This window comes from Archangium lipolyticum (assembly GCF_024623785.1).
GTDB classification, from domain to species: Bacteria; Myxococcota; Myxococcia; order Myxococcales; family Myxococcaceae; genus Archangium; species Archangium lipolyticum.
Window position 1 is genome coordinate 124,473 of sequence record NZ_JANKBZ010000001.1, and the last position, 25,915, is coordinate 150,387.

General features: G+C 68.1%; 23 protein-coding genes. 13 read left to right on the plus strand and 10 right to left on the minus strand.

The window, feature by feature from the left end; genetic code table 11:
• Position 1 precedes the first annotated feature (1 nt).
• Positions 2 to 1,582 carry an N-acetylmuramoyl-L-alanine amidase gene (locus NR810_RS00470; protein ID WP_257446116.1) on the minus strand — a complete coding sequence of 527 codons (1,581 nt, stop codon included), beginning with the start codon at positions 1,580 to 1,582 and terminating at the stop codon, positions 2 to 4.
• 144 nt (positions 1,583 to 1,726) lie between these two features.
• Between NR810_RS00470 and NR810_RS00475 the strand changes: the two genes are divergently transcribed.
• Complete coding sequence (locus NR810_RS00475; protein ID WP_257446119.1) at positions 1,727 to 2,656, plus strand: hypothetical protein; 930 nt, start codon at positions 1,727 to 1,729, stop codon at positions 2,654 to 2,656.
• Positions 2,657 to 2,665: 9 nt separating this feature from the next.
• Here NR810_RS00475 and NR810_RS00480 read toward each other — a convergent pair whose 3' ends face one another.
• From NR810_RS00480 to NR810_RS00490, 3 genes are all read right to left on the minus strand, one after another.
• The gene (locus tag NR810_RS00480; RefSeq protein WP_257446123.1) at positions 2,666 to 3,430 is read right to left on the minus strand and encodes a DUF3592 domain-containing protein; all 765 of its coding nucleotides are present in this window, start codon (positions 3,428 to 3,430) and stop codon (positions 2,666 to 2,668) included.
• A 9-nt stretch (positions 3,431 to 3,439) separates the two neighbouring features.
• On the minus strand, positions 3,440 to 4,060 hold the full coding sequence (locus NR810_RS00485) for a DUF2378 family protein (protein ID WP_257446126.1): 621 nt from the start codon (positions 4,058 to 4,060) through the stop codon (positions 3,440 to 3,442).
• 206 nt (positions 4,061 to 4,266) lie between these two features.
• Complete coding sequence (locus tag NR810_RS00490) at positions 4,267 to 5,421, minus strand: SAM-dependent methyltransferase (protein WP_257446128.1); 1,155 nt, start codon at positions 5,419 to 5,421, stop codon at positions 4,267 to 4,269.
• Between the two features lie 186 nt (positions 5,422 to 5,607).
• Between NR810_RS00490 and NR810_RS00495 the strand changes: the two genes are divergently transcribed.
• Positions 5,608 to 6,627 carry a PKD domain-containing protein gene (locus NR810_RS00495; RefSeq protein WP_257446130.1) on the plus strand — a complete coding sequence of 340 codons (1,020 nt, stop codon included), beginning with the start codon at positions 5,608 to 5,610 and terminating at the stop codon, positions 6,625 to 6,627.
• 52 nt (positions 6,628 to 6,679) lie between these two features.
• On the opposite strand, the gene NR810_RS00500 is transcribed toward NR810_RS00495, so the two are convergent.
• Positions 6,680 to 7,054, minus strand: coding sequence for a hypothetical protein (locus tag NR810_RS00500; RefSeq protein ID WP_257446132.1), 375 nt, complete (start codon positions 7,052 to 7,054; stop codon positions 6,680 to 6,682).
• Between the two features lie 207 nt (positions 7,055 to 7,261).
• Here NR810_RS00500 and NR810_RS00505 point away from each other — a divergent pair, with 207 nt between their 5' ends.
• Positions 7,262 to 7,636, plus strand: coding sequence for a YccF domain-containing protein (locus tag NR810_RS00505; protein WP_257446134.1), 375 nt, complete (start codon positions 7,262 to 7,264; stop codon positions 7,634 to 7,636).
• 86 nt (positions 7,637 to 7,722) lie between these two features.
• Positions 7,723 to 8,289: a 2OG-Fe(II) oxygenase gene (locus NR810_RS00510; protein ID WP_257446136.1), complete on the plus strand. Its 567-nt coding sequence runs from the start codon at positions 7,723 to 7,725 to the stop codon at positions 8,287 to 8,289.
• A gap of 13 nt (positions 8,290 to 8,302) precedes the next feature.
• Here the strand turns inward: NR810_RS00510 and NR810_RS00515 are convergent, their stop codons facing one another.
• Positions 8,303 to 9,199 (minus strand): LysR family transcriptional regulator, encoded by an 897-nt coding sequence (locus NR810_RS00515; protein ID WP_257446138.1) that lies wholly within the window; start codon positions 9,197 to 9,199, stop codon positions 8,303 to 8,305.
• A 64-nt stretch (positions 9,200 to 9,263) separates the two neighbouring features.
• Between NR810_RS00515 and NR810_RS00520 the strand changes: the two genes are divergently transcribed.
• Positions 9,264 to 9,893: an MBL fold metallo-hydrolase gene (locus NR810_RS00520; protein WP_257446140.1), complete on the plus strand. Its 630-nt coding sequence runs from the start codon at positions 9,264 to 9,266 to the stop codon at positions 9,891 to 9,893.
• The gene (locus tag NR810_RS00525; RefSeq protein ID WP_257446142.1) at positions 9,856 to 10,044 is read left to right on the plus strand and encodes an MBL fold metallo-hydrolase; all 189 of its coding nucleotides are present in this window, start codon (positions 9,856 to 9,858) and stop codon (positions 10,042 to 10,044) included. The genes NR810_RS00520 and NR810_RS00525 overlap by 38 nt, the downstream gene beginning before the upstream one ends.
• 33 nt (positions 10,045 to 10,077) lie before the next feature.
• On the opposite strand, the gene NR810_RS00530 is transcribed toward NR810_RS00525, so the two are convergent.
• From NR810_RS00530 to mutS, 3 genes are all read right to left on the minus strand, one after another.
• On the minus strand, positions 10,078 to 11,094 hold the full coding sequence (locus NR810_RS00530) for a beta propeller repeat protein (protein WP_257446144.1): 1,017 nt from the start codon (positions 11,092 to 11,094) through the stop codon (positions 10,078 to 10,080).
• Positions 11,095 to 11,108: 14 nt separating this feature from the next.
• On the minus strand, positions 11,109 to 11,870 hold the full coding sequence (locus NR810_RS00535; protein ID WP_257446147.1) for a hypothetical protein: 762 nt from the start codon (positions 11,868 to 11,870) through the stop codon (positions 11,109 to 11,111).
• Between the two features lie 145 nt (positions 11,871 to 12,015).
• Positions 12,016 to 14,637, minus strand: a complete 2,622-nt coding sequence (gene mutS, locus NR810_RS00540) for a DNA mismatch repair protein MutS (RefSeq protein ID WP_257447736.1) — start codon at positions 14,635 to 14,637, stop codon at positions 12,016 to 12,018.
• Positions 14,638 to 14,943: 306 nt separating this feature from the next.
• Between mutS and nhaA the strand changes: the two genes are divergently transcribed.
• Together nhaA and NR810_RS00550 are read left to right on the plus strand one after the other, a co-directional pair.
• Positions 14,944 to 16,305, plus strand: a complete 1,362-nt coding sequence (gene nhaA, locus NR810_RS00545) for a Na+/H+ antiporter NhaA (RefSeq protein ID WP_257446150.1) — start codon at positions 14,944 to 14,946, stop codon at positions 16,303 to 16,305.
• 67 nt (positions 16,306 to 16,372) lie between these two features.
• A complete protein-coding gene (locus tag NR810_RS00550) occupies positions 16,373 to 18,061 on the plus strand; it encodes an ABC1 kinase family protein (RefSeq protein WP_257447737.1) in 1,689 nt (562 codons plus the stop codon).
• Between the two features lie 12 nt (positions 18,062 to 18,073).
• Here the strand turns inward: NR810_RS00550 and NR810_RS00555 are convergent, their stop codons facing one another.
• Positions 18,074 to 19,507, minus strand: a complete 1,434-nt coding sequence (locus NR810_RS00555; protein ID WP_257446152.1) for a sensor histidine kinase — start codon at positions 19,505 to 19,507, stop codon at positions 18,074 to 18,076.
• Positions 19,508 to 19,759: 252 nt separating this feature from the next.
• On the opposite strand from NR810_RS00555, the gene NR810_RS00560 reads away from it, so the two are divergent.
• The 5 genes from NR810_RS00560 to NR810_RS00580 all read left to right on the plus strand — a co-directional run bounded on the left by NR810_RS00560 (position 19,760) and on the right by NR810_RS00580 (position 25,908).
• Entirely contained in the window at positions 19,760 to 21,073 is a 1,314-nt protein-coding gene (locus NR810_RS00560; RefSeq protein ID WP_257446154.1) for a cation:proton antiporter, read from the plus strand.
• A gap of 1 nt (position 21,074) precedes the next feature.
• Positions 21,075 to 22,013: a universal stress protein gene (locus NR810_RS00565; RefSeq protein ID WP_257446156.1), complete on the plus strand. Its 939-nt coding sequence runs from the start codon at positions 21,075 to 21,077 to the stop codon at positions 22,011 to 22,013.
• A 207-nt stretch (positions 22,014 to 22,220) separates the two neighbouring features.
• Positions 22,221 to 23,924, plus strand: a complete 1,704-nt coding sequence (locus tag NR810_RS00570; RefSeq protein WP_257446158.1) for an ABC transporter substrate-binding protein — start codon at positions 22,221 to 22,223, stop codon at positions 23,922 to 23,924.
• A gap of 121 nt (positions 23,925 to 24,045) precedes the next feature.
• On the plus strand, positions 24,046 to 24,939 hold the full coding sequence (locus tag NR810_RS00575; protein WP_306817754.1) for an ABC transporter permease: 894 nt from the start codon (positions 24,046 to 24,048) through the stop codon (positions 24,937 to 24,939).
• A gap of 24 nt (positions 24,940 to 24,963) precedes the next feature.
• Complete coding sequence (locus NR810_RS00580; RefSeq protein ID WP_257446162.1) at positions 24,964 to 25,908, plus strand: ABC transporter permease; 945 nt, start codon at positions 24,964 to 24,966, stop codon at positions 25,906 to 25,908.
• Positions 25,909 to 25,915 lie beyond the last annotated feature (7 nt).

Here is a 25,915-nt window from a genome sequence, read left to right on the forward strand (position 1 = left end):
CTCAATTCACCTGCACCTTGGCGACCTGACGGCCGCCGAGGAAGTCCTCCACGCCGTGGGCGATGGCCTGGGCCACGTCGTCCTGGTACTTCTCCGAGGCCAGCCGCTGCTCCTCCTCGGAGTTGGACAGGAAGGAGGCCTCCACGAGGATGGCCGGCATCTTCGCGCCGAGCAGCACGTAGAAGAGCGCCTCCTTGGTGCCCAGATCCTTCACGCCGGAGTAGCTGCTGGACAGGTGGCTCACGAGGTTCTTCTGCACCCGGGTGGCCAGCCGCGTGGACTCCTCGGTGTTGGCCTTGGTGGCCAGGTCCGCGAGGATGAACTGCAGGTCGCTGATGCCCTTCTCCGAGGAGGCGTTCTCGCGCGCCGCCAGGCGGATGGAGTAGCGGTCCGCCGAGGTGTTGAGCGTGTACGTCTCGATGCCCCGCAGCTTCGAGGTGTGCGCCGAGTTGCAGTGGATGGAGATGAACAGGTCGCCCTTCATCTCGTTGGCCATGCGCGCGCGCTCCTCCAGCTTCAGGTAGTGGTCGTCCTCGCGGGTGAGCATCACCTCCAGGCCCCGGTTGCGCAGCTCGTTCGCCAGCTTGCGCGCGATGGCCAGCGTCACGTCCTTCTCCCGGGTGCCCTTGCGGCCGATGGCGCCGGTGTCGTGTCCGCCGTGGCCCGCGTCGATGACCACCCGGCGCACCTTCAGCCCGAGCTGCTCCGCCAGCGTCAGCTCGGTGCCGTTGGACGCCTTCGCCACGGCCTTGAGGCGGGCCTGCGCCATCTTCTCGTCCACCGGGGCCGTCACCGGCTTCGCGGGCTCCACCACCGGCTTCGACTCCGGAACGGGAGCCGGCTGCGGAGCCTGGGCCACCTTGGTGGGCTCCGGCTCGGCTGGCTTGGACAGCTCGACGTGGATCACCGGCACCTGCTCCGCGGGGGCCTGCTTGTCGACCGGCTGCTTCTCGACCGGGGGCTGCTTCTCGGCCGGGGCCGGCTTGGGGGGCTCGGCCGAGGCGACGGCGGGCCTGGGCTCGGGAGCGGGCGGCGGCTCCGGAGCGCGAGCCGGTGCCTTGCGCACGGGCGCGGGAGTCTTCGGCGCGGGCAGCAGGGCCAGCAGCGCCTTCAAGTCCTTGGCGCGATCTCCCTTCGGGTTGGCCGCGAGGATGCCGTTGAGGACGCGGCGCGCGGACTCGGGCTGATCCAACTGCTCGAAGTAGATGCGCGCGAGCATGTAGGCCGCGTCGTCCGCGAGCCGGTGCCTCGGGTGGGACTCCACCACGCGCGAGTAGTCGGCGATCGCCGCCTGCTGATCCTCGGGGACGAAGGAGATGCGGCTCAGATCGTTGAGCAGCTCCGCGGCCGTGTAGAGGGCCTCCGGAGCCCGCTGGCTCTTGGGAAAGCGGCTGTACACGGACTCGAACTGGTGCGCCACCTTGAGCCAGTGGTGGCGCAGCTTGCGCCGGGCCGCGTCGTCCTTGAGGGTGTAGTAGGATCGACGCGCCTCCTGGTAGGCGGCCTCGGCCGGATCGCGCTTCGCCTGGGCGGCGAGCGGCAGCAGCAGGGCCAGCAGCAGCGGGGCGAGGCGTGGGCTCATGGGTCGAGTCCTCCAGACAAGGGCGAGGGCTACAGACGTGTGTCACGGCCCACCTACACCGGCAACTTTTCGCCCCACCGGGGTTTGAAGCCCCACCCCGCGCGCGAGTACACTCCGTGTTTTCACGGATTCTGGGGAGCTCCCATGTCGCAACCCCCCTCGGGACAGGGCAAGGGTCAGGGCGGTTCGGGTTCGGGTCAGCGCACTTCCACCAGTGGCTCCACCCCGGCGGTCCGGACGAGCACGGGCACCGGCATACCCCGGACGGCCACCAACGGCGCGGTGCCCGTGGCGAGGAGCCCCACTGGGGAGCAACCCGCCATACGCCGCAGCCCCACCCTGTCGGGGCTGCCCAACGTGCGCGCCGGCGTCAATGCCTTCGAGCTGGCCTCCACCCAGGACTCCAAGTCCTACAAGAAGCGCCTCGACCAGTCCGCCTTCGACGGCGAGGGGGAGCACACCCAGGTGGACGCCCTCCTGGGCGCGCGCCGCCAGCCCGCGGCGCCCCCCACGGAGGAGAATTCCGCGGCGGCGGGGAAGACCTTCGACGGCACCACGCCTCCCCCGGAGGTCATCAGCCGCGACGTGTGGAAGGCCATCCACGCGCCCCTGCAGAGCCGCCAGGGCCGGCGCTCCCCGGACCTCTACAAGCAGGTCATCAACCAGTTCGCCGCGGGCCACAACCCGCGCTACGAGTCGGCCGACCCCAAGCAGCTCCGCGCCCACATCTTCGTCTGGGACGTCACCCGCGCGATGAACGCGGAGATCCCCCACTTCGTCGGGCCGCGCGAGCTCACCCTCGTGCAGACGTGCGACTGGCTGCGCCACGAGGGCACCATGCGGGGCTGGCGCCGGGCGGACGTCGAGAGCGCCGCGGCCGCCGCGAACGAGGGCAAGCCGGTGGTGGCCGTGCCCAGGGACTCCAGCGTCCGAGCCATGGGCATGGTGCGGCCGGGAGGGCTGGGGCAGGACGGCCGCCCCCGCTTCGCCGCGGCGGGCCTCCAGCGGGGCAACGATCTGGGCACGAAGGAAGCCTTCGGCGTGATGGCGCTGGAGTACTTCGTCCACGACTGAGGGGGCGCCTCAGCGCACCCACCCCAGCGCCCGGGCCAGCGCCTCGTCGATGACACGGGCCTCGCCGGGCAGCGAGGACAGCACCGCCGCCAGCACCTTCTCCCCGTTGCGCACCGGAGCCCCGCCCGGGCGCAGGCGCGCGCGCACCGCGTGCTTCTGGTCCTGCTTCCAGTAGCTGGCTGGGAAGAGCACCTCCCGGCGGGCCTCGGGCAGCGGGCCCTCCGGGGTCAACCACACCAACATCCCCTTGCGCAGTGGCTCCAGCTCCGCGCGCAGCGTCCGCCGCAGCTCCCGGCCGAAGAGGCCCACCGCCACGAGCCCTCCGAGCGCGAGCCCCCACGGCACCAGCCCCAGCGTCCTCGCCCGCGAGCGCACGTAATCCGCCTCGCGCGGCCTGTCCGGCACCTGGGGATCCACCAGCAACCGCACGCGGGCCCCGGGGCCCAGGCCCTCGGCATACTCGGCCCGGGTACGCACCCCGCTGGCCGAGTACTGCACCTTCCCCACGGCGTAGATGACCTCGAGCCTCGCCTCGGCGCCCTCGCGCTCGTCCCGAGGCGGGAGCGTCATCGCCGCCACCTGGCCCTCCAGCTCCTCGGCCCGCGAGAGGAAGGCCTGCTCCTCCACCACGAAGCGGCCCAGGAGCGACGCCCCCACGCCGAGCGCCGCCATCACCGCGAGCCCCACCCCCCCCACCCGGACGAGCCGGGGGATGGCACCGGGCACTTTCGACAGGGGGACACTCCGGGGGGCCTGGGGGATGGCGAGCTGCATGCCCCCATCCTACCCCCAGGTCACCGTGTACTCGATGGAGAGTGGCCCCGTCGGCCGTCCCCGAACCCGCGGCTCACGCGTCCCCACCACCTCGAGCGCCGTCGCCAGTGCCCCCTCCACGTACTCGCGGGGGAGGAAGTCGCGATCCAGGACGACGAGCGCATTGTCCCGCGCCCCGAGCGTCACCGAGCACCGCCCGCCATTGGCCGAGGCCACCGCGTACGCCATGGGCAGGCTCTCCAGCAGCCGCTTCGGGTTGCCCATCAGCAACGCCTGCAACGGCCTGCCCGTCGAGGAGGACAGGAAGTCCGTCGCGCCCCGGCGTCCCAGCGCCCGCAGGGCTCCCTCGAAGCTCCCGTACCCGTCCCTCAGCAGATCCGCCGCCGACCACAGCAGCCGCAGGAAGGAAGCCGTCGGGTAGCAGGTGAAGTCCACGAACCGGCGCCCGCCGCACGCCTCCGCGCAGCGCTCCACGGCTGCTTCGTCTCCCAGCGCCCGCACCACCTCCAACACGCTGCGGAAGAACATGCCCCGCACGCTGTCCGCCGGGGTGGCCAGCGCCAGACTCCGCTTCAGCTCCGGTTCGGCTCCAAGCCCTACCGGTTGCTTTCCGGCGACACCACGCTTCATGTGCTCTCCGCCACTCCCCACCTGAGGTCAGCGCATACCCAATATCGGTGGGGATGACCCCTTCCGCCGCAACCTGGCCGCCTGGATTTTTGGATCCGAAACATCTGGGACGGTGGGGGACTGTCACATGTCCGACACAACCCCTCCCCGCAGGTGCCGAAGACGCCCCGGGGCCGGGCGGCAACCCCGGGGCAATCGGGCCAGGACTACTTCTTCAGATCGCGCTCGCCGAGGTTCACGGCGCCGAGCCACCGCCGGCGGTTGAAGCCATCGAGGTTCTTGTTGGCGACGACCTGGAAGCAGGTCGACGAGCCCTGGGCGGCGATCTCCACGGACCAGCCGAGGAACATCTGCCAGAGGCGGAACCACCACTCGCCGTAGACCTTCACGATCTCCTCGCGGTGGGTCATCCAGTTGTCGTACCAGCGGGAGATGGTGAGCGAGTAGTGGATGCCCACGTTCTCCACGCTGTGGATTTCGAAGCCCGCGGCCTCCATGTTGCTGACCACGAAGGAGAGCGGCATCGAGGCGTCGGCGCCCGGGAAGATGTACTTGTTCATGAACAGGCCCCACACGAGATCCTCGAAGTGGAAGCCCAGGGTGCCCTTCTTGGCGCGCAGCCCGGCGATCTGCAGGTAGAAGAGGCCGTCATCGGCGAGCATGCCGTAGACCTGCTCCATGAAGGACTGGAACTTCCTCACGCCGACGTGCTCGGCCATCTCCAGGCAGGAGATCTTGTCGTAGGGGCCGGGGGGGATGTCGCGATAATCCAGGGTGAGGATGCGGGCGCGATCGGCCACGCCCATGCGGGCGATCTGCTCCGTGCCGTACGCGGCCCCCTTCTGCGCGATGGTGATGCCCGTCGCGTCGACACCGTAGTCCCTGGCGGCGGTGGCCACGAGCGTTCCCCAGCCGCAGCCGATGTCCAGGTAGCGCTCCCCCTTCTTCATCTGCAGCTTCTCGCAGACCAGGCGCATCTTCTGGTCCTGCGCGTCCTCGAGACTCTGGTTGGTGTCGGTGAAGAAGCCCGACGTGTAGATCATCCTCGGCCCGAGGAACCAGCCGAAGAAGTCGTTGCCGCGATCGTAGTGCTCGCGGCCGATGCGGACATCCTGCTCCTGCGAGTGGACCAGCACCTCGGGCAGGAAGTTGGTGATGAGGAACTTGAAGTGGTCCGCGACGAACTTGTAGTCGGCCACGGTGTGGCGCTCGCGGATGAAGGTGCGGAAGTCCCCTTCGATGTCAAGGCGCTCGTGGATGTAGTCCTCGATGAGCGTGGTCATCGGGACCTTTCCAGCGGCATAGCGCGCGTTCAGGGACGGGTCTTTCGGCTTGAGACGGAACGAAACAGGTGCATCCATGTAATTCCTCCAGCAAAAAACTCTGTTCCACGGAGGAAGGCAGCCCGACGGTCCGGGCCATCCCCCGCGGAGCAGAGGGCCGGCACTGTAGATAAGCACGCTGGAGACCGTGAGACTTTCTGACGGACACGCATGCGATAGTTGGTGGTGCCGGGCACGCGGGTGAAGCCCGAGCAAGGGAGAGCCATGCACACGCTTCAGCGGAAGTCGCTCCATGCGGTACTGCTCCTGAGCCTGGGATGGATCGGATGCGATCTGTTCGACCCCGACCCCACGGACCCCAGCCCCAATCACGCCCCCACCCTCTCCAAGGTGACCGCCACGCCTGCCTCGGTCGACGAGGGAGCGAGCACAACCCTGGCGGTGACCGCCGCCGACAGGGACGAGGACGCGCTCACCTATACATGGACGCAGACCCCGGCAACTCCCGCTGGCACCTTCGGCCAGGAGACCGGGGAGAACCGCACGTGGACGGCGCCCGCGGTGCCGGCCAACACGACGTTCACCCTGCAGGTGACGGTCTCGGATGGGAAGGGAGGCACGGCCGAGGGCACGGTGGACGTGGCGGTGACGAACGTTCCCACCGTCAACCGGGCCCCCACGGTGGACGCGGCCATCCCCCCGCCCTCCCCGGCGATCGCGGGAGACACCATCAACCTCTCCATCGGCGCCACCGATCCGGACGGGGACACGCTCACCTACTCCTGGACGGTGAGCCCCGCGGGCGCGGGCACCTTCACGAACCAGACCGCCGCCGCCGCGCAGTGGCGCTCCGGCGACATCGCCACGGCCACCTCCTATACCTTCCAGGTGACGGTGTCCGACGGGCACGACTCGGTGACGCGCTCGGTGGACGTGCAGGTCGCCATTCCCTCCTACGCCAACGACATCCAGCCCATCTGGAATGCGCAGTGCACGAGCTGCCACAACAGCAGCAGCGGCACCCGGGGAGGACTCAACCTGGATGCGGGTAAGTCCTACGCCTCCATCGTCAACACGAACGGTGCCGGCGGGTTCCCCGCCGGCTGCGGCGCGACCGTGCGTGTCGTACCGAACCAGCCCGACAACTCCCTGGTGGTGAAGAAGATCAACGGCACCGCCTGCGGCAGCAGGATGCCACCGAGCAACCCGGCCTACTTCGATGAGCACCCCGGCGAGCTCACCCGTATCCGCTCCTGGATTCTCGCTGGCGCGCCCAACAACTGAGTGACTGGCACGCACTTCCCGGGCGCCTCCGTGTCCGGGAAGTGCGCGCTGGCTATGGCTCCTGCTCCGGCGCCCCCAAGACGGTCTCGTCCCACTGCCCCCCGCCATAGCCCGGTTGCAGGAGGTAGTAGTAAGCCGCTGGCGGTTGCAGGAGGTAGTAGCCAGCCGCGGGGGGCCGCTGAAGGGAGTCACCAGCCGCTGGCGGCTGCTGAAGCTGATAGCTGCCGATGAGGGGCTGCTGGAGGTAGTAGTTCCCCACCATTGGCTGCTGAAGCTGATAGCTGCCAACGAGGGGCTGCTGAAGGTAGTAGCTTCCCGCCATCGGCTGCTGGAGCTGATGGCTCCCTGCCATCGACTGCGCATGGGCCAGCCCCACGGCTCCCCAGGACACCGCCACGGCCGCGGTCGTCAGAAGGCTCTTGAGCATGTCCAACCCCTTCCTCCAAGGGTCCAGGCTCAATGTAGCCGTGGAGCCCCCGCCAGGCGCACTGCCCCTCCTCGGCCGTGGCTGCTCGCCTGAGGAGCATCTCGAGCACCCGAATCCACCTTCATTCCCCGCCGGGAGCGCGCACCTCCGTCGCTTTCCCCTGGAGGAGACAGGCATGCCGCGCTTCGGCGGCATTAAGCTGGGGACATGCGACTGCTCTTGAACCTCCTGTGGGCCATCCTCGGCGGTGGAATCGTCATCTGCCTCGAGTACCTGATCGGTGGCCTCCTGCTGTGCCTCACGATCGTCGGCATTCCCTTCGGGGTGCAGTGCTTCAAGCTCGCCGGGCTGGCGCTGTTTCCCTTCGGAAAGGAGATCGTCGAAGCGCCGGGGAGCAACCCCATCGGCTGCGTGCTGAACGTCTTCTGGCTCGTGGTCGCCGGAGTGTGGATCTTCCTGAGCCACCTCGCGCTCGCCCTGCCACTCGCCGTGTCGATCATCGGTATCCCTTTCGCCATCCAGCACGTGAAGCTGGCGATGATGGCCCTCACGCCCTTCGGAAAGAGCACGCGCGAGACGTGAGCGTACGGGCCGTCCCCACGCGGCCTCTTGCGCGCACCGAGCTTGGTGTGTAAATTACACCAAGCTTGTTCCGCAGGGGGATCGCCATGGGTACACCCGCGCAGGTGCTGTCGAAGCGGCCATTCATCCAGACGATGTCGGCCGTGCTCTCCGAAACGGAGTGCGAGGAGATGAGACAGCGCATCGAGTCACTGGGACCGGCCCCGGCGCCGATCACCACGCTCCGGGGCTTCGTGATGCGCCCGGACATCCGCAACAACGAGCGGGTGATGTTCGACGACGTGGCGCTGGCGGCGGAGCTCTTCGAGCGCGTGCGCCACTGCGTACCGCCGGTGCTGGGCCGCTGGAGGGCGGTGGGAACCAACGAGCGTTTCCGCTGCTACCGCTACCAACCGGGGCAGTTCTTCGCGCCGCACTTCGATGGGGCCTTCATCCGCTCGCCCGTGGAGCGGAGCATGCTCACCCTGCTCGTCTACCTCAATGGGGACTGCGAGGGCGGAGAGACGCGGTTCCTCGACCTGGAGCAGGAGGTCATCCCGGCCCGGGGCATGGGACTGCTGTTCGACCACGCGGTCCTGCACGAGGGCGCGGTGGTTCGAGGCGGAACCAAGTACGTGCTACGGACCGACGTGATGTACCAGCGCGACCCGTGAGCAGCTGCCGGGCTCACGCGCGGGAATGCCCCATCCCCACCTTCTCGAGCTCGGACACGAGGAGCTCCGAGACCCGGCGCACGCGGGGGATGTCGAGCGCCGACTTCGCGCACACCAGATGGAGCGAGCTGCGCGCGAAGGGGCCGAGCTCGATGGACAGTGGCACGAGCGACGATGGGCGGGCGAAGCGGTGCGGGAAGCGGGCCATTACCACGGCGCCGAGCCCGGCCTCGGCCGCGGCGATCTGGACGAGGTAGTTGTCCGAGGCGAACACCGGGGAGAACCCGGGAATGAGCTCCTCGAGCTGCGGATTGGGCGGCAGCATATCGAGCGGTGGCGCCCAGGCGATCCACGGGAGGTCGGCGAGGCGCGGTTCACGCGGCAGCTTCGCGGCGAGCGACTTCGAGACGAAGACGGCGTTCTCGAACTCGAGCGTCAGCACCCCCTTGAGGCCTTCCTGGGTGGGGGCCCTGTTGCGCAGCGCGAGGTCCGCCTCTCCCCGGTTGAGGTCGAGGTACTGGATGCTCGAGAGCACCTCGAGACGAAGGCCGGGGTGTGTCCGCGAGAGCCACGCCGCGAAGGGCGCGAGGAAGTCGGCGCACAGGTAGGGACTCGCCGTGATGCGGACGAGCCCCCGGGGCGACGTGTCCGAGGACTCCACGGCGCGACCCACCTCACCGGCCCACTCCGCCATCTTCCTCGCGGGCGCGAGCAGCCGCTCACCAGCGCTGGTGAGCGAGGCCCCATCGACACTGCGCCGGAAGAGCGCCGCGCCGAGCGAGTACTCCAACGCGGCCAGGCGGCGGCTCACGGTGGGCTGACCGATGCGGAGCTTCCGCGCCGCGCCGCTCAAGCTGCCTGTCTCCGCCACCGCCAGGAACAGCCGCACGTCTTCCCAGGGGATATCCATGAATGGATGGCATCATGACGAAACAGCCGGTTCCAATCCATGGGCGTATGGGTAGGGTTGGCGCATGCCCATGAGAATCCTGCGCGACTGGAAGGTGGACCGGAGCGGCCTCATCAACCTCGCTCACCCGCGAGCGAAGGAGGCGGGCCTCGCCGACGGTCCGGAGGACATCCAGGTGTACTTCCACGTGCTGAGGCACCCGGAGCACGGCACGTTCATCGTCGACACCGGCGTGGAGAAGGCGCTGCGCGACGAGCCCGGGAAGGCCGCTGTGAGTGGCATGGTGGCCTCGGTCATGAAGACCGAAACGATGAAGATCCACGAGCCCCTCGGGGACTGGCTGGCGAAGCAGGAGAAGCCGCTCCAGGGCGTGTTCCTCACGCACCTGCACACGGATCACATCATGGGGATGGCGGACGTCCCCGCGGGTACCGCTGTCTACGCGGGCCCGGGTGAGACCTCCGCCCGAGCGCTCCTCAACGCCTTCACGCAAGGCAGCACGGACCGTGCGCTCCAGGGGAAGGCGGCCCTCAACGAGTGGGCCTACCAGGCCGATGAGGCCGGCCGCTTCGCCGGAGTGCTCGACATCTTCGGGGACGGCTCGGTCTGGGCGCTCTGGGTGCCCGGGCCATACGCCGGGCAGCACCGCGTACGTCGTGCGCACGACGAAGGGCCCGGTGCTGCTCACGGGTGACGCGAGCCACACCCGCTGGGGCTGGGAGCACGACGTGGAGCCGGGCACCTTCTCCGCCGACATCCCCAGGAGCGCCGAGAGCTTCAAGCGCCTGCGCCAGCTCGCCACCGAGCACCCGGCCCTCGACGTGCGCTTCGGCCACCAGCACTGAGGCACACGGTGACGGGCGGGCCGTGGACCCCCATCAATGGGTGGGGACGCGCCCATAGAACTGGCCGAAGATGTCCCTGCCAACCCCCCACTCCCGCCCGTGGAGGGCCATGTTGAACACCACATCGGTCTCCATGTGAGCCCAGGTGCGGCCGCCGTCCTCGCTCTGGTGATACCAGACATCCAATCCATCCTTGAATGGATCCATGGAGTCAGTGATGACGCGAATGGTGTCACCCGAGACGGCGAAGGCCTCCACGTGGTGATTCCGAAAGTTGAAGGGTATCCATGGAGCCCCCGGAGCGTCGTGGCGGATGGCCAGGGTTCCGGCCACACGCCCGACGAGAATGCCATCGCTACCGTCCAGCAGCTCGACGCCCGGCATGACCTCGTGGGTCCAGCGCTCTCCCTGGTCCGAGATGCGGAAGAGTCCCTCGGGCTCGAGTAGCCACACGGTCCCGTTCGGACCGCGCGCGAGCCGATCTTTACTGTAATTGCGCTTCCCCGGTAGGGACACGATGGTGACCGTCCGGCCCCCATCCTTGCTGACGTAGAGTTCTTCTCGCCCGAGACCCCAAATCTCCTGCTCGGACACGGCAAGCAGCATCAACGGGCCGGGAACCTCGCCGAGTTCGTCCCAGGTGCGACCCTCGTCACGCGAGCGGATGAGCTTGCTACTCCACTCGTCCTTCCTGCCCACAGGGCCCGGCAGAGCCATGACGCCAAACCACACCCCCCCAGTACTTGCCAACGAGGAGATCCTGCCTGGGAATGAGGACCAGCGGCGCGGCCCGGTGGGGGTGATGCGCCAGAGCGTGGTGCTATCGTCGGGGTAATGGCTCTGCGTGTAGAACGCGGAGTGATCACCGATGAAGATCTTCTCCCAGATTTGCGGCCGATTGTGCTCGAGCCGTGGACCCAGGGGCTTCCACACGCTGGTGCCGGTTCCGATGCCCTGATCGCGAAGAGTGTCTTGAACCCAGGCGAATGCGCTGACACCGATACACAGGAAGCAGGGGCTGAAGAGGAGGACGAGAAGGAACTTGCGCATGGGCCCACCCAGCATCAATAGCCGCTCTGAAGCCAACCCTGCGCCATGCGCGCCTTCATCTCGCGCTGGATCTGATCCACCGTGGGCTGGACGTTGCGGCGTAGCGCCTCGTCAGGGGTCGCGGCCAGGATGGCCGCAACGTCGCTGCGATGCATTCTGTTGATGGCGACTTCTTTGATCTGCGCGCGCCCATCCGGATCCAAGAGATCTTTGAAATCCGGCGTCAAAAGGATGGTCTTCAAGTCCTGAATGGGAAGCTTGAAGAGACCCGCGTTGATGTAGGCATCCACGTGCGTGTCATAGGCGAACTCCTTGAACTTCTGCGGGTCGCGCTCGAGCTCGGCGAAGGAAGGCTCGGAAGGAGCAGGAGACGCCTTGCGCCGGTTTTCCATCGCATCCTGCAGGCCCTTCAGCGCCCGGTCGCGCCACGCGAGACCTTCGGGGGACAGCTTGTCGGAGCCCAACGCCTTGAAGGCCTGGACGTACTTGTCTCCATACTGGAGGTAGTACGGCGGGGGCGGCACCCCGGGATTCCGGTCAACGAAGTCGAAGTGGCGCTTGCGGTAGTAGTCCATCGTCCCGGTGGGGAACTCGCGCGGCGCGTCGGGCACCGCCGTAGACGCGGGCGCCCGGGTGACGGTGTTGGACTCCCACGAGGCCGCCGTCCTGGATTCCTTCGTGGACCCGGAAGACGGGGCGGTGCCCTGGGCGGCGGCGAGCTCGTCCAGTGAGGGGTGCACTTCACCGGCACGGCTGCCGGAAACGGGCGTCGTCATGGGTCAACTCCTGGTTGGGATGGACCCGACCCGGAGCAAGACGCCTGCCAGGGATGCTCCCCTCTGAACCGCTGCCATCACGCGCCTGCGGCCATCCACACTCGTGGATGACCCCTCCAAGCACGTGGACGGTCTACCGCCTCCCCTACTTCAGCTCGCGCTGCAGCTGGGCCAGGAGGTTGAGGGCCTCCAGCGGCGTCATCTCCTCCAGCTTCATCGCCCGGAGCGACTCCAGCACCTTCTGCTGGGCCGGATCCACCTTCGGCCCGGGCTCGGCCGCGCCACCGAACAAACCGAGCTGCCCCGGGGCCGGCGCGCGCGAGGTCTTCCGCGCCACCACCCGCGGCCGACCGCTGTCGTCGAACTCGCCCGACTCCAGGTTCTGCAGGATGTCCCGGGCCCGCGTCACCACCTCGGGCGGCAGGCCCGCGAGCCTCGCCACCTCGATGCCGTAGGAGCGGTTGGCCCCACCCGGCACCAGCTTGCGCAGGAAGAGCACCTTGCCGCCCTGCTCCTTCACCGCGATGCACATGTTCCTCACCCGGGGCTTCTCCCGGGCCAGGTCCACCAGCTCGTGGTAGTGCGTGGCGAACAGCGTGCGCGCCCCCACCTTGTCGTGGATGTGCTCGGCCACCGCCCACGCGATGGAGAGGCCGTCATACGTGGACGTGCCTCGCCCAATCTCGTCCAGCACCACCAGGCTGCGCCGCGTGGCGTGGTGGAGGATGTGGCTCGTCTCCGTCATCTCCACCATGAAGGTGGACTGTCCGCGCGCCAGGTTGTCCGCCGCTCCCACGCGCGTGAAGATGCGATCGCACACGCCGATGCGCGCCGCCCCCGCCGGTACGAAGCTCCCCGCCTGCGCCATCAGCACCGTGAGCGCCACCTGCCTCATGACGGTGCTCTTGCCCGCCATGTTGGGGCCGGTGATGACCAGGATCTGCCCGTCCCCCGAGTCCATCTTCACGTCGTTGGGAACGAAGGCCTCCCCCGCCCCCAGCACGCGCTCCACCACCGGGTGGCGCCCGGCGGTGATGGACAGCACCTCGGACTCGTCCACCACCGGCCGCACGTAGCCGTATTCGGCCGCGCACCGCGCGAAGGACAACAACGCGTCACTGGTGGCCACCGCCTCCGCCGCCGAGCGCAGCCGGGGCGCCTCCTTCACCACCTGGGCCCGTAGCTGCTCGAAGAGCTCCAGCTCCAGCGCGCTGCGCCGCTCCTCCGCCGTGAGCACCTTCTCCTCGTACTCCTTGAGCTCCGGGGTGACGAAGCGCTCGGCGCCCACCATCGTCTGCTTGCGGATGTAGTCCGAGGGCACCAGGTGCAGGTTGGCCTTCGTCACCTCCAGGTAGTACCCGAAGACCTTGTTGTAGCGGACCTTCAGCGAGCCGATGCCCGTCCGCTCCCGCTCGCGCGTCTCGATCTTCAGCAGGAAGTCCTTGCCGTCGGTGGACAGCGCCACCAGCTTGTCCAGCTCGGCATGGAAGCCCGGACGGATGAAGCCGCCTTCCTTGAGGCTGGTGGGCGGCTCGTCCACCACCGCCCGCAGCAGCAGATCCGCCAGCTCCGGCAGCGACCCGAGCGGCCCCGCCAGGGACTTGAGCAGCGGGGACTCGCAGCGCGCCAGCACCGCCGCCAGCCGGGGCAGCTGCGCCAGCGACAACCCGAGCGCCCTCAAGTCCCTCGCGTTGCCCGCGCCCAGCGACAGCCGGCCGCACAGCCGCTCGATGTCACCCACTTCCTTGAGGAGGCCCGTCATCTCCTCGCGCCACACGCTGCGCTGGGACAGCTCGTCCACCGAGTCCAGCCGGGCGTTGATCTCCGGCAGCGAGCACAGGGGCGCGGCCAGCCACCGGGCCAGCTTGCGCGCGCCCAGGCCCGTCGCCGTCCTGTCCAGCACGCCCAGGAGCGAGCCCCGGCGCCCTCCGTCCCGCAAGGTGCGCAGCACCTCCAGGTTGGAGCGGGACGCCTCGTCCATGAGGAGGTGTCCTCCGCGCTGCTGGCGGCTGATCCTGTCCACGTGGGCGGCGGGCGTCTTCTGGGTGTCCTTCAGGTAGCGCAGCGCCGCGGCGGCGGCCCCGGTGGCCAGGGGCGCGTCCTGCAACCCGAAGGCCTCCAGTGACTGCACCGCGAAGTGACTCCGCAGGTACACCGTGGCCCGCGCCGGCTCGAAGGCCGCCTTCTCCAGCTCCGCCACCGCCGGGGGCTTCGCCAGCCGCGACACCACCCACGCCGTGTCCTGGGAGTCCCGCTCGCCCTCGGGCACCAGCAGCTCCCTCGGCTCCACCCGGGACAGCGCCTCCACCAGTTCCTGAAGTGTCTCCGCCTCCAGACTGAAGAACTCGCCCGTGGAGGCCTCCAGCAGCGCCGCCCCGTAGCCCTGGGCCCCCGGATACACCGCCGCCAGGAAGTTGCTCGCCCTGGGCTCGAGCGCCTCCTCGTCCAGCACCATTCCAGGGGTGATGATGCGCGTCACCTCTCGCTTGACGATCCCCGGCCCGCTGCCCGCCTCCTCCACCTGCTCGCAGATGGCGACCTTCAGCCCGTGCTCCACCAGCTTGGCGATGTACCGGCGCGCCGAGTGGTACGGCACTCCGGCCATCGGCACCTTCTCCGCGTTCTTCGCCCGTGCGGTGAGGGTGATCTGGAGGATCTCCGAGGCGCGCACCGCGTCCTCGAAGAACATCTCGTAGAAGTCCCCGAGCCGGAAGAAGAGGATGGCGTCCGGGTTGAGCGCCTTCGTCTCGAGGTACTGCCGCATCATCGGGGTGAGCGCACCGATCTCCCGCGCCCCGGCCGGCTCGCCCGCCGCCTCCACCCGCGCCTCGGCCTCGTCCCCGTGTCCCTTGCCTGCCTTCGCTTGCGTCGCGCCCATCGCCGCCCCTTGTGTCATGCGTCCGGTCCTGGATCAACAGAACACATGACCTCCGCCGTCCACTCGTCCGCTCCTACTCCGCCGATGGCTAGCACGCTCCCCTGACGGCCAGCCGGATCGCCCCTGGAAAATCGTTGGAGGTCCGACCGAAAACGGTGGCCGGAACGGAATCCAGAGGGCAACCTGAGTCCCGCCATGGAGACCCGTACCGTCCCTCCCGTCCCCCGAATCTTCGAGGTCGCCGTCGCGCCCGTCCAAGCCTTCTTCCGGCTCGAGGCGAGCAGCGGCATCCTCCTGGCCCTGTGCGCCGTCGCGGCCATGATCTGGGCCAACTCCCCCTGGGCCGACAGCTACGTCTCGCTCTTCGAGGCCCGTCTGGCGCTCGGACAGGGGGACACCCTCCTCCACTTCACCTTCCGGGAGCTCATCAACGACGGGTTGATGACGATCTTCTTCTTCCTGGTGGGAATGGAGATCAAGCGCGAGCTTGCCGCGGGCGAGCTGCGCACCTTGTCCAAGGCGATGCTGCCGCTCATCGCGGCGTTGGGCGGCATGCTGGTGCCAGCGGCCGTCTACGCGGCCCTCAACGCGGGCACCCCGGCGCTGAAGGGGTGGGCCATTCCCATGGCCACGGACATCGCCTTCGCCATCGGCTGCCTCACCCTGCTCAAGGGGCGGGTGAGCCACGGGCTGGTGGTGTTCCTCACCGCCCTGGCCATCTTCGACGACATCGGCGGCATCCTGGTCATCGCCATGTTCTATGGCACGGGGCTGCACGTGGAGTGGCTGCTGGGAGCGGCGGCGCTCACCGGCGCGCTGTGGGTGTGCAACATCTACTACGTGCGCAACGGGGTGGTGTACGTGGTCCTGGGCGCGGCGCTCTGGTACGCCATGCACCATGGCGGTGTGCACGCCACCATCGCGGGCGTGGTGGTGGGAATGATGATCCCCGCCAAACCCACGCGCCGCGGCCGTGATGTGCTGGAGGAGCTGCACGGCTACATCGGTCAGATCCTGAAGGAGCCCGAGGACGAGTCCGTGCGCAGCGGGCAGTTGCTGCACATCGAGGAGCAGCTGGAGGACATCGAGCCGCCGCTCAACCGCTTCGTGCACCTGTGGCACGGGTGGGTGGCGTACGGAATCGTCCCGCTGTTCGCGCTGGCCAACTCGGGCATCTCCGTGAGCGGAATGCGCCTGTCGGATCTGCTGGAGCCGTTGCCGCTGGGCGTGATGCTGGGCCTGTTCGTGGGCAAGCAGGTGGGCATCTTCCTGTTCACCTGGGTGGCGGTGAAGGCGGGGCTGGCGCAGATGCCGGGGCGCGCCACGGTCCTGCAACTGCACGGGGTGTCGGTGGTGGCGGGCATCGGCTTCACGGTGGCGCTGTTCGTGGCGGGGCTGGCCTTCAGCAACGAGCCGAACCTGCTGGCGGAGGCGAAGCTGGGCATCCTGCTCGGCTCGCTGCTGGCGGCGGTGGTGGGCTACCTGCTGCTGCGCTTCGGCCCGACCCCCCGGCCCCAGGCCAGGCCGGACTCCGAGCCCGCCACCGGGGCGGCCTGAGGGAGCGTCGGCTGGACGACGCTAGGGTTTGCGGGGCGCGGGCGCTCGTGGAAAGGTGCGCGCCACCGTGCTCCTCCAGGATTTGAACCGCGTCCGGCAGATTGGGGTCATCGCAGCGCGCCACGGCTTCGGCGAGTGGCTCGAGCGCGCGGGGGTGTGGCGCCTTCTCGGGCGGCGGGAGAAGGTGGAGGTGTCGCCCGAGTCCCAGCGCGCCTCCACCGCGCGCCGCTTCCGGATGCTGCTCAATGATCTCGGCCCCACCTTCGTGAAGCTGGGGCAGATCCTCTCCACGCGCGCGGACCTGCTACCGGGCGAGTTCATCGAGGAGCTGGCCTCGCTGCAGGATCACGTGGAGCCCTTCCCGCTGGAGGACGTGTACGCGCAGATCCGCGGGTCGCTGGGCCGGGACGCCAAGGAGATCTTCAAGGAGATCGATCCCGAGCCGCTGGCGGCGGCCTCCATCGCACAGGTGCACCGGGCGGTGACGCTGGAGGGCGAGGAGGTGGTAGTGAAGGTACAGCGGCCGGGGATCGCCGAGCAGATCGACTCGGACCTGGTGGTGCTGCGCTCGCTGGCGAGGCTGCTGGAGGCGGTGGTGGAGGAGACGGGCATCTACACGCCCACGGGCATCGTCGACGAGTTCGATCGGGCCATCCACGAGGAGCTGGACTTCGTGCACGAGGCCTCGAACATCCGGGCCTTCCTGGAGAACCACCGCAACCGGCCGTACATGAAGATTCCGCGGGTGTATGCCGGGCTCAGCAGCCGGACGGTGCTGACGATGGAGTTCATCCGGGGGGTGAAGATCAGCCAGGCGGAGCTGTCGCCGGAGGACAAGCGGGAGGTGGCGGGCCACATCCTGGATGCGAGCTTCCGGCAGCTCTTCGAGGACGGGCTGTTCCACGGAGATCCGCACCCGGGGAACATCCTGGTGCTGGAGGGCAACCGGCTGGCGCTGCTGGACTTCGGGGTGGTGGGCCGGCTGTCGCGCGCCATGCAGGAGACGCTGGTGATGCTGGTGCTGGCGGTGGCGCTCAAGGACAGCGACTCGGTGGCGCGCATCCTCTACCGGGTGGGCGTGCCGGACGCGCGGGCCAACCTGGTGGGCTTCCGCAACGACATCGAGGGCCTGCTCGGCAGGCACCTGCCGACGACGCTGGGCGAGGTGGACGCGCGCAGCCTGATGAGGGACCTGCTGGACCTGGCGGTGAAGTACCGGATCCGGATCCCGAAGGAGTACGCGCTGCTGAGCCGGGCGTCGGTGTCGACGGAGGGGATGATGCGCACCCTGTACCCGGACCTGAACATCCTCGAGGTGGCGATGCCGTACGCCAAGGAGCTGCTGGCGGACCGGTATGACCCCTCCCAGCTCCAGGGCGGGCTGATGCGCACGCTGCTGCGCTTCCAGTCGCTGGCGGCGGACCTGCCCACGCAGCTGTCGCAGATCCTGTTGGATCTGGAGTCGGGGAAGTTCAGCGTGACGGTGCGGGCGGATCAGTTCGACAAGCTGAACGAGAACCTGCGAAGCGCGGCGATCGTGATGTTCATGGGCCTGTGCGCGTGCGGGTTCATCGTGGGGGCGTTCATCTCGTTCGCGCAGACACCGGTGATGTACCAGGGCGTGCCCGTGCTGGGGCTCCTGGGCATCGCCATGTCCGCGGCGCTCTTCGGCGCGACCTTCACCTGGTACGTGTTCGGCAAACGCTTCGGAAAGGTGCGCGTGAGCCGCTGGCTGGCGAAGAAGCGCGGCCGGTGAACGGAGCCCGGTTCACGGGGTTCGATTCGGGCCAGCGGCTCCACCCGCGACGGGCAGCTTCGCGTAGAAGGTCGAGCCCCTCCCTGGCTCACTCTGGACCTCCAGCGAGCCGCCATGTGCCGCCACGATCTTCCGCGCCACCGCCAACCCGAGCCCCACGCCAGGGATGACCCCTCGGGTGGAGGAGCTGCGGCGGAAGGGCTCGAAGATGCTCTCCTGCTCCGCGGAGGGGATGCCGACTCCGCTGTCCGTCACCGCGATGCGGTATCCATCCTCCAACGGCGCGACCTGGATGCGCACCGTTCCTCCTTCGGGCGAATACTTGATGGCATTGCTCAACAGGTTGTTGAGCACCTGGGAGATCCGCGTGGGATCGCAGCGCACGGGGGCCGGCTGCTCGGGAACCTGAAGCTCGAGGGTATGCAGCGGGGAGACGGGCCGGTGCAGCTCCACGGACTCCCGCACGAGCTCGATCAGATCATGCTCTCCCAGATGGAGCTCCAGCTGGCCGGCCTCGATCCGGGTCGTATCGAGCAGGTCGTTCACCATCCGCCCCAACCGCTCCACCTGCCGCTCGACCATGGCCAGGCGCTGCTGGGCCCGCTCGGGTGGAAGCTCGCCAGCGCTGGCCCCCCTCGTGGCCAATTGCAGCACCGAGAGCGGGTTGCGCAGATCGTGGGCCACCCCCGCCAGGAAGCTCACCTGTGCCTCCCGCTGCCGCTCCAGACGGGCGACCATCTCGTTGAAGGCCCGGGCGATGTCACGCAACTCCGTGGCCCCGCGCTCGGGTGCCGGCAGCCAGGGAGCCCCGAGCCGGAAGCTCACGAGTGCCCGTTGGATGACGTCCACCGGTTGATAGACGAGGCGCCGCTCGGTCCAGATGACCCCTCCAATGCCCGTCAGCAGCACCAGGACCGCGAGGATGCCGAGGATGTTGGCCCGCTGGTCCCAGGCCTGCGCCTCCTCCATGCGGTCGCGTGCATCGGCGACGTTGAGGTTCACGAGACGCTCGGTCAGCTCCAGGATGACCGCGAGGTCCGGGTCGTGCGCTCCGGCCGGGAGTGGGGCGCCCGTTCCGGTTCGCGCCCGGGTCAGGTACGCCTCGATCTTCCGCCGCACCTCCTCCATGAGCAAAGCCTCTGCCTCCCCACCCACGTGGCCGCGGGCCTGCTCCAACCAGTGGTGGACCTGGGACTCGGCCTCCCGCATCGCCCGCGCGTGCTCGGACGAGCCCGTCACATCCAGGAGCCGCCGCTCCCGGCCGTACAACAGGAGCGCGACCTCCAGCTCCTCCGCCACACGAACGCTCTCGCCGGACTCCCACAGGCGCCCGATGTCGCGCCCCATCCAGGAGGTGATGGCGATGAGCGCGCCCGCCGAGACGAGCGTCACCAGGCCCAGCAGCACGGCACTTCCGATACGTTGTCCCCGCAGGCTTGGTGTCATCTCGCTCCTTCGTGACCTGACGGCATTTCCCCCGTGTGCCAGGCCTCCGGGCAGTCTGGCATCCAGTTGGGAGAGATGCCCTGGTTTCCTCGGCAGTGGGTGGGAGATACCTCATCGCCGGGCTGGCGGGCGGGCTAGCCCAGGGATGAAAAGGACCCCTCCCCGCTGACTGGCGAGGGAGGGAGCAGCAGCTCTGATACGGGCCGACTCTCCCCCTAGCTTCATCCCAAAGGGGCAATAGGAGGGTCGGCAATGCGCAAAGTCCTCATCTATTCCGTCCTCCTTCTCGGAGGACTGCTGGCTTCGCAGGCGCTTCCAGCGCTCGGGGCAGGCGTCTACGAACCGCTGACGCACGTCATCCGGCTGCTCACCATGGTGGGGCTGGCCTTCATCATGATCCACGTCGGGCAGGAGTTCGACCTGGATAAGTCGAACCTGCGCCAGTACGGCTGGGATTACGTGGTGGCCGCCACCGCGGCCACCTTCCCGTGGATCTTCGTCACGCTCTACTTCGTCTTCGTCCTGGCGCCACCCGAGTTCTGGGGACAGTTCGACTTGTGGAAGGAGGCGCTGCTCCAGGGGCGGTTCGCCGCGCCGACGAGCGCCGGGGTGCTCTTCTCCATGCTGGCCGCGGCGGGCCTGGGCGCGACGTGGATGTTCCGCAAGGCCCGCGTCCTCGCCATCTTCGACGACCTCGACACCATCCTCCTCATGGTGCCGCTCACGGTCCTGCTCGTCGGCTTCCGCTGGCAGCTCGCGGGCGTCATCGTCCTCATCGCCCTTCTCCTCTGGGCTGGCTGGAAGTACCTGCATCGCTGGCACATCCCGTACACCTGGCCCTGGGTGCTCGGTTACTCGGTGCTGCTCGCGCTCGTCTCCGAGCTCATCTATCTGGGGACGGGGTACCTGGACCCCGACGCGGCGGTCCACTTCGAGGTCCTCCTGCCCGCCTTCATCCTGGGCTGCGTGATCGCCAATCCCGAGCACGGCCTGCACGAGCAGGACGCGTTGGAGGGTGAGCTCCCCGGGCTCGATACGCCCAACGAGCAGCGCGTCACCACGATCATCTCCGGCTGCTTCATGGTCCTCGTGGGCCTGTCGATGCCCGCCCTGGGTGGCGTGGAGGCGGCACAGGAGACGGAGCAGCGCGTCAGCGCCGCCGCGGGTGGCAGCCCGGGCTGGGGCCTCATCGCCCTGCACGTCCTGGCGGTGACCCTCCTGTCCAATCTGGGAAAGATGTTCCCAGCGCTGTGTTACCGCCGGGAGGCGAGCTTGCGCGAGCGGCTCGCACTCGCGGTCGGTCTCTTTCCACGAGGAGAGGTCGGCGCCGGCGTGCTCGTCGTGGCACTGGGATATGGCATCAGTGGCACGGCGGCGACCGTGGCCCTGCTGTCCCTGACACTCAACCTGTTCCTCACGGGCCTCTTCATCCTGGGGGTGAAGCGGCTGCTGGCCGGTCCTCGCCCCCGGACAACCGCGGTGCCGGCCCAGGAGCCGCCACGTCCTTCTCGGGACAAGGCGCCTCGGCCCCACGGGAACATCCCCATCCAAGAGGGAGGGCACTGACATGATGACGCACGAACCTATCCCCCACCCTGGCCACGCCGGTACCGGGCCGTCGGAGACGATGGGCCTGGCGCGCGTCCTGGTGGCCACGGACTTCTCCCCCCGCTCCGCCTGTGCGCTCGTGAGAGCGCTCCAGCTTCCCCTCCGGGAGGGAGCGGAAATCCTCCTCGTCCATGCACTGCCAGCGGGTAGCGCCGTGGGCGCCAGGCACGACGAGGAGGAAGCGCTCATCCGTCACGCCCTCCAGGAGGCCGTGCACCAGCATGAACGGGCCACGTACACGGTGCGCGGCGTGCTGGTGAAGGGACGGCCGGCGGAGGCCATCCTCCAGGCGACGCGGGACTTCGGCGCGGACCTGGTCGTCCTGGGGAGACCCCGCCGCCCCGGCTCGCTCCTGGCGCGGATCCGGGAGCGGGTGGCCGGAGGGATCATCCCGAGCATCCCCACCTCGCTCCTCGTCGTCGGGCCGCCCCCGGTGTGTCCGTACCGGCGCCCCCTGGTGGCCGTGGACTTCACGGCGGCATCCCGGCACGCGTTGGAGGCGACGTTCCGCCTGTGCCCGGACGCGAGCCGCGCGGTCGTGCTGCACGACTACGACACTTCCTACGAGCTCGTCCTCCACCAGTCGGGGGCGCCCTCCTCCCGGATCCTCGAGTACCAGCGTGAAGCCAAGGCATGGGCACGCGCCGAGCTGCACCGGTTCCTGGCGCCGTACCGTGAGACCGGGATGCACTTCGACGAGCTCGTCCGCTCCGGCGAGGCCTGCGAATCCATCCTGGAGATCGCACAGGAGGAACAAGCCGATCTGGTCGTCGTTGGACGGCACATGCGCGCGGGTCTGAGCCGGATCGTGCGCCCCCACCTCGCGGAGCAGGTCGTCAGGGAGAGCACCTGCGACGTGCTCATCCTCGAGCAGGAGCCTGGGGCTGATAGTCCATGACCGTCTTGGAAGCGCGACTGATAGGCATTGCCCCGAGAGTTCTCGAAGCCGAAGAAGGCCCGTTCGAGCAGTAGCAGCGTAATGTATCGAGGCGGCTGGAAGCCTCCCGCTCCAGTACCGGTTAACGCTTTGCGTCGAAAAATGAAAGCGCTTGCGAAGCGGAGAATCCGCGTATTGTTGACGCATCTTCACGGAGGGGATTGATCCATGTCACGTCGGCTGCTGATGCTCTGTATGTCCCTGCTGTCGCTCGGGGGCCTCACTCACTGTTCGAAGAGCCCGAAGGAGGGCGGCACCCAGCAAGCTGCCGCGCCGACCGCCAAGACCGAGGCCGCCGCGAAGGCCACGGCGCTCACGATCATCCAGGAGCAGCAGGCCTCCTGGATCCGGAACTTCAATCCCCTGATCGCGCCCAGCAACGCGCGCTGGCCGACCCGCTCCGGCATCTACGAGCCGCTCATGATCTACAACACGATCAAGGGCGAGATGGTGCCCTGGCTGGCGTTGAAGCATGAGTGGAGCCCGGACAACAAGACGCTCACCCTGACCCTGCGCCCCGGCGTGAAGTGGTCCGACGGCCAGCCCTTCACCGCCAAGGACGTGGCCTTCACCTTCGAGCTCCTCAAGAAGCACAAGGCCCTGGATTTCTCGGCGGTATGGGCCTTCCTGGAGGGTGTCCAGGCCAAGGATGACGCGACGGTCGAGTTCACCCTGGCGCGCCCGTTCGTGCCCGGCCTGCTCTACATCGCGCACCAGCCGATCGTGCCGGAGCACAAGTGGAAGGACATCGCCGACCCGGTCATCTTCAAGAACGAGACGCCCGTGGCGACGGGCCCGTTCACCGAGGTGAAGGTCTTCCAGAACCAGATCTTCGAGCTCGGGCGCAACCCGCACTACTGGCAGCAGGGCAAGCCCGCCGTCGAGAGCCTGCGCTTCCCGGCGTACCCGGGCAACGATCAGGCCAACCTCGCCCTGCTCACCGGTGAGCTGGACTGGGCGGGCAGCTTCGTGCCCGACATCGAGCGCGTCTTCGTCAGCAAGGACAAGGAGAACAACCACTACTGGTTCCCGCTCGTCGGCAACACGACGACGCTCTACGTCAACACCACCAAGAAGCCCTTCGACGACGTGCGCGTGCGCAAGGCGATCAGCATGGCGATCGACCGCGATCAGATCGTCAAGGTGGCGATGTATGGCTACACGAAGCCTTCCGACGCGACGTGCCTGAGCGAGACGCACGACAAGTGGCGCAACCCCGAGGCCGTGGCGGCGGGTGATTGGACGAAGCTGGACGTGGCCAAGGCCAACGCGCTGCTCGACGAGGCGGGCTTCAAGCGGGGCGAGGGCGGTGTGCGCGTGGGCCCGGACAAGAAGCCCCTGCGCTTCGAGGTCAACGTCGTCACCGGCTGGTCGGACTGGGTGCGCGCCGCGCAGATCATCACCCAGAACCTCAAGCAGATCGGCATCGACGCCACCCTGAAGACCTACGACTTCAGCCCCTACTTCGAGCGCATCCAGAAGGGCGAGTACGACATGAGCATGGGGTGGACGTCGGATGAGCCGACCCCGTACTACGTCTACCGCGATCTCATGTCGAGCGAGACGCTCAAGCCCACGGGAGAGATCGCCCTGCGCAACTGGAACCGCTTCTCGAACAAGGAGGCCGACGAGCTGCTGAAGGCCTTCGAGGCCACGAATGATGCCGAGGAGCAGAAGAAGATCGCCCACCAGCTGCAGATGATCTTCGTCAAGTACGCGCCGGTGATCCCCCTCTTTCCGGGCCCGTCCTGGGGCGAGTACAGTACGCGCCGCTTCACGAACTTCCCGAACAAAGACAACCCCTACGCGAAGCTCACGCCGAACAGCCTCCCCGAGAACCTGTTCGTGCTCGTCGAAGTGAAGCCCAAGTGACGGCAACGCGTTGAAGAAAGGCCCACCCGGTCCTCCCGTGAGACATCTCCTGCGAAATCTGGGCTTGTACGCGTTCGCCGCGTGGGCCTCTCTGACGCTGAATTTCCTGATCCCGCGCCTCATGCCGGGCGATCCCGCCTCGGCCATGTTCGCGCGCTTCGCGGGGCAGCTCCAACCGGAGGCCATCGACGCCCTGCGCGTGGCCTTCGGCTTCACCAACGAGCCGCTCCACCAGCAGTACTTCACCTACGTGGCCCACCTGTTCCAGGGCGATCTCGGCCTCTCCGTCGCGTACTTCCCCTCGAAGGTGACGGACGTGATCGCCACGGGACTGGGCTGGACGCTCCTGCTCTCGGGCATCGCGGTGGTCATCAGCTTCGTGCTCGGCACGACGCTCGGCGTGGTCGCCACGTGGAGGCGTGGCGGCTGGCTGGATTCGGTGATGCCGCCGGTGCTGATCTTCCTGGGCGCGTTCCCCTACTTCTGGCTCGCGATGGTGCTGCTCTACACCTTCGGGTTCGTGCTCGGCGCCTTCCCCGCCCGGCATGCCTACAGCGACACGCTCGCGCCCGCGTTGAGCGCCGAGTTCATCCTCAGCGTCATCCAGCACATGGTGATGCCCGTGACGGCGATCGTGATCGCCTCGCTCGGCGGCTGGATGCTCAGCATGCGCAGCACCATGGTGGGTGTGCTCGCCGAGGACTACATCACCATGGCGAACGCCAAGGGCCTGTCCCAGAAGCGGATCATGTTCCACTACGCCGCCCGCAACGCGCTGCTGCCCAACATCACGGGCTTCGGGATGGCGCTGGGGTTCGTCCTCTCCGGCTCGCTGCTGACGGAGATCGTCTTCTCGTACCCGGGACAGGGCTACCTGCTCATCCAGGCGGTGCGCAACCAGGACTACCCGCTCATGCAGGGCATCTTCCTGACCATCACGCTGGCCGTGCTGGGCGCGAACCTGCTCGTGGACATCCTTTACGTTTGGTTGGACCCCCGGACGCGGGCGCGTTGACGGGCGGGAAGCAGGGGGCCTGAAATGTCATCGTCGAAGCAAGCAAGCAAGCAACGCTCGGGTTTCATCTGGCAGTTGCTCGAGAACCGCAAGGCGTCGTTCGGAGCCGCGCTCATCCTCTTCTTCGTGCTGATCGGTCTCTTCGGACCGATGATCGTGCCGGGGGATCCGTCCGCCTTCGTGGGACCGCCGCACCAGCCACCCTCCTCCGAGTATTTCTTCGGAACCACCGGCCAGGGGCAGGACGTGCTCGCGCAGACGGTCGCGGGAGCCCGCACGTCGCTGGCGGTGGGCTTCCTCACGGGCTTCGCCGTCATGGCGATTGGCGCGCTCGTCGGGATGACCGCCGGTTTCTTCGGTGGGTGGGTCGACAGTGTCCTGTCGTTCATCACCAACGTGTTCCTGATCATCCCCGGGCTGCCCATGGCCGTGGTGATCGCGGCGTACCTTCAACCCGGACCCGTCACCATCGGGCTCGTGCTGGTCATCACCGGGTGGGCGTGGAACGCACGCATGCTGCGCTCGCAGCTCCTGTCGCTGCGGGAGAAGGACTTCGTCCTGGCGGCGATCGTGAGTGGCGAGGGACGCCTGCGGATCATCTTCCGGGAGATCCTCCCCAACATGACGTCGCTGCTGATGAGCGGCTTCATCTCGGCGACGGTCTACGCGATCGGCGCGCAGGTGGGGCTCGAGTTCCTGGGGATCGGCGACGTGAGCACGGTCACCTGGGGCACGAACCTGTACTGGGCCTCCAACGACGCGGCCCTGCTGACGGGCGCCTGGTGGACCGTCATCCCCACGGGCGTGTGTGTCGCGCTCATCGGCTTCGCGCTCGTGCTCGTCAACTTCGCGATCGATGAGATCACCAACCCGCGGCTGCGGGCCGAGCGGACGTGGACGAAGCTCCTCAAGAGTCATGACCTGGAAGGGGGGCTGTCGACCCCCGTGGTGAGGCACAGTGGAAACTAAGCCTTCG

What these genes read in the sequence shown, in the direction of transcription:
- NR810_RS00470 (WP_257446116.1), bottom strand. Translation starts at nt 1,582, where the DNA reads ATGAGCCCACGCCTCGCCCCGCTGCTGCTGGCCCTGCTGCTGCCGCTC.
- NR810_RS00475 (WP_257446119.1), top strand. Translation starts at nt 1,727, where the DNA reads ATGTCGCAACCCCCCTCGGGACAGGGCAAGGGTCAGGGCGGTTCGGGT.
- NR810_RS00480 (WP_257446123.1), bottom strand. Translation starts at nt 3,430, where the DNA reads ATGCAGCTCGCCATCCCCCAGGCCCCCCGGAGTGTCCCCCTGTCGAAA.
- NR810_RS00485 (WP_257446126.1), bottom strand. Translation starts at nt 4,060, where the DNA reads ATGAAGCGTGGTGTCGCCGGAAAGCAACCGGTAGGGCTTGGAGCCGAA.
- NR810_RS00490 (WP_257446128.1), bottom strand. Translation starts at nt 5,421, where the DNA reads ATGGATGCACCTGTTTCGTTCCGTCTCAAGCCGAAAGACCCGTCCCTG.
- NR810_RS00495 (WP_257446130.1), top strand. Translation starts at nt 5,608, where the DNA reads ATGCACACGCTTCAGCGGAAGTCGCTCCATGCGGTACTGCTCCTGAGC.
- NR810_RS00500 (WP_257446132.1), bottom strand. Translation starts at nt 7,054, where the DNA reads ATGCTCAAGAGCCTTCTGACGACCGCGGCCGTGGCGGTGTCCTGGGGA.
- NR810_RS00505 (WP_257446134.1), top strand. Translation starts at nt 7,262, where the DNA reads ATGCGACTGCTCTTGAACCTCCTGTGGGCCATCCTCGGCGGTGGAATC.
- NR810_RS00510 (WP_257446136.1), top strand. Translation starts at nt 7,723, where the DNA reads ATGGGTACACCCGCGCAGGTGCTGTCGAAGCGGCCATTCATCCAGACG.
- NR810_RS00515 (WP_257446138.1), bottom strand. Translation starts at nt 9,199, where the DNA reads ATGGATATCCCCTGGGAAGACGTGCGGCTGTTCCTGGCGGTGGCGGAG.
- NR810_RS00520 (WP_257446140.1), top strand. Translation starts at nt 9,264, where the DNA reads ATGCCCATGAGAATCCTGCGCGACTGGAAGGTGGACCGGAGCGGCCTC.
- NR810_RS00530 (WP_257446144.1), bottom strand. Translation starts at nt 11,094, where the DNA reads ATGCGCAAGTTCCTTCTCGTCCTCCTCTTCAGCCCCTGCTTCCTGTGT.
- NR810_RS00535 (WP_257446147.1), bottom strand. Translation starts at nt 11,870, where the DNA reads ATGACGACGCCCGTTTCCGGCAGCCGTGCCGGTGAAGTGCACCCCTCA.
- mutS (WP_257447736.1), bottom strand. Translation starts at nt 14,637, where the DNA reads ATGATGCGGCAGTACCTCGAGACGAAGGCGCTCAACCCGGACGCCATC.
- nhaA (WP_257446150.1), top strand. Translation starts at nt 14,944, where the DNA reads ATGGAGACCCGTACCGTCCCTCCCGTCCCCCGAATCTTCGAGGTCGCC.
- NR810_RS00555 (WP_257446152.1), bottom strand. Translation starts at nt 19,507, where the DNA reads ATGACACCAAGCCTGCGGGGACAACGTATCGGAAGTGCCGTGCTGCTG.
- NR810_RS00560 (WP_257446154.1), top strand. Translation starts at nt 19,760, where the DNA reads ATGCGCAAAGTCCTCATCTATTCCGTCCTCCTTCTCGGAGGACTGCTG.
- NR810_RS00565 (WP_257446156.1), top strand. Translation starts at nt 21,075, where the DNA reads ATGATGACGCACGAACCTATCCCCCACCCTGGCCACGCCGGTACCGGG.
- NR810_RS00570 (WP_257446158.1), top strand. Translation starts at nt 22,221, where the DNA reads ATGTCACGTCGGCTGCTGATGCTCTGTATGTCCCTGCTGTCGCTCGGG.
- NR810_RS00575 (WP_306817754.1), top strand. Translation starts at nt 24,046, where the DNA reads ATGCCGGGCGATCCCGCCTCGGCCATGTTCGCGCGCTTCGCGGGGCAG.
- NR810_RS00580 (WP_257446162.1), top strand. Translation starts at nt 24,964, where the DNA reads ATGTCATCGTCGAAGCAAGCAAGCAAGCAACGCTCGGGTTTCATCTGG.